This is a genomic window from Acinetobacter sp. GD03645 (assembly GCF_029845285.1).
Classification (GTDB): Bacteria; Pseudomonadota; Gammaproteobacteria; order Pseudomonadales; family Moraxellaceae; genus Acinetobacter; species Acinetobacter corruptisaponis.
In genome coordinates this window covers 1-1,717 of the sequence record NZ_JAOCLL010000046.1, presented here as the reverse complement: position 1 = coordinate 1,717, position 1,717 = coordinate 1, and the positions used below count along the sequence as shown (strand labels likewise).

Annotated in this window: 1 rRNA gene; it reads right to left on the bottom strand. The window is 51.1% G+C overall.

Annotated features, from left to right (window positions below):
• Nucleotides 1-47 precede the first annotated feature (47 nt).
• Nucleotides 48-1,584, bottom strand: a 16S ribosomal RNA gene (locus tag N5J47_RS18060).
• Nucleotides 1,585-1,717: the final 133 nt, after the last annotated feature.

The window sequence follows — 1,717 nt, the reverse complement described above, 5'->3', positions numbered from 1 at the left end:
TCGAAGAACAACTTGTTGTGGATTCTTACTAGCCATCAATCTTTCGTTAAGGAGGTGATCCAGCCGCAGGTTCCCCTACGGCTACCTTGTTACGACTTCACCCCAGTCATCGGCCACACCGTGGTGAGCGTCCTCCCTAAGGTTAGACTACCCACTTCTGGTGCAACAAACTCCCATGGTGTGACGGGCGGTGTGTACAAGGCCCGGGAACGTATTCACCGCGGCATTCTGATCCGCGATTACTAGCGATTCCGACTTCATGGAGTCGAGTTGCAGACTCCAATCCGGACTACGATCGGCTTTTTGAGATTAGCATCCTATCGCTAGGTAGCAACCCTTTGTACCGACCATTGTAGCACGTGTGTAGCCCTGGCCGTAAGGGCCATGATGACTTGACGTCGTCCCCGCCTTCCTCCAGTTTGTCACTGGCAGTATCCTTAAAGTTCCCATCCGAAATGCTGGCAAGTAAGGAAAAGGGTTGCGCTCGTTGCGGGACTTAACCCAACATCTCACGACACGAGCTGACGACAGCCATGCAGCACCTGTATCTAGATTCCCGAAGGCACCAATCCATCTCTGGAAAGTTTCTAGTATGTCAAGGCCAGGTAAGGTTCTTCGCGTTGCATCGAATTAAACCACATGCTCCACCGCTTGTGCGGGCCCCCGTCAATTCATTTGAGTTTTAGTCTTGCGACCGTACTCCCCAGGCGGTCTACTTATCGCGTTAGCTGCGCCACTAAGTCCTCAAAGGACCCAACGGCTAGTAGACATCGTTTACGGCATGGACTACCAGGGTATCTAATCCTGTTTGCTCCCCATGCTTTCGTACCTCAGCGTCAGTATTAGGCCAGATGGCTGCCTTCGCCATCGGTATTCCTCCAGATCTCTACGCATTTCACCGCTACACCTGGAATTCTACCATCCTCTCCCATACTCTAGCCAAACAGTATCGTATGCAATTCCCAAGTTAAGCTCGGGGATTTCACATCCGACTTATTCAGCCGCCTACGCACGCTTTACGCCCAGTAAATCCGATTAACGCTCGCACCCTCTGTATTACCGCGGCTGCTGGCACAGAGTTAGCCGGTGCTTATTCTGCGGGTAACGTCCACTCATCAAGGGTATTATCCTCAAGAGCCTCCTCCCCGCTTAAAGTGCTTTACAACCAAAAGGCCTTCTTCACACACGCGGCATGGCTGGATCAGGGTTCCCCCCATTGTCCAATATTCCCCACTGCTGCCTCCCGTAGGAGTCTGGGCCGTGTCTCAGTCCCAGTGTGGCGGATCATCCTCTCAGACCCGCTACAGATCGTCGCCTTGGTAGGCCTTTACCCCACCAACTAGCTAATCCGACTTAGGCTCATCTATTAGCGCAAGGTCAAATGATCCCCTGCTTTCCCCCGTAGGGCGTATGCGGTATTAGCATTCCTTTCGGAATGTTGTCCCCCACTAATAGGCAGATTCCTAAGCATTACTCACCCGTCCGCCGCTAGGATCAGTACCGAAGCACCTCACCCCGCTCGACTTGCATGTGTTAAGCCTGCCGCCAGCGTTCAATCTGAGCCATGATCAAACTCTTCAGTTAAAATCATTTTGCACCTTATTAAAGACAAGGTGCCAATTCTGGCTCATCAATTACTGACTTATATATTCGCTCAAATAAACTTCGAGAAATTTTATCCAGTTAATCAATGATAATTTATCGATCGATCAACCAG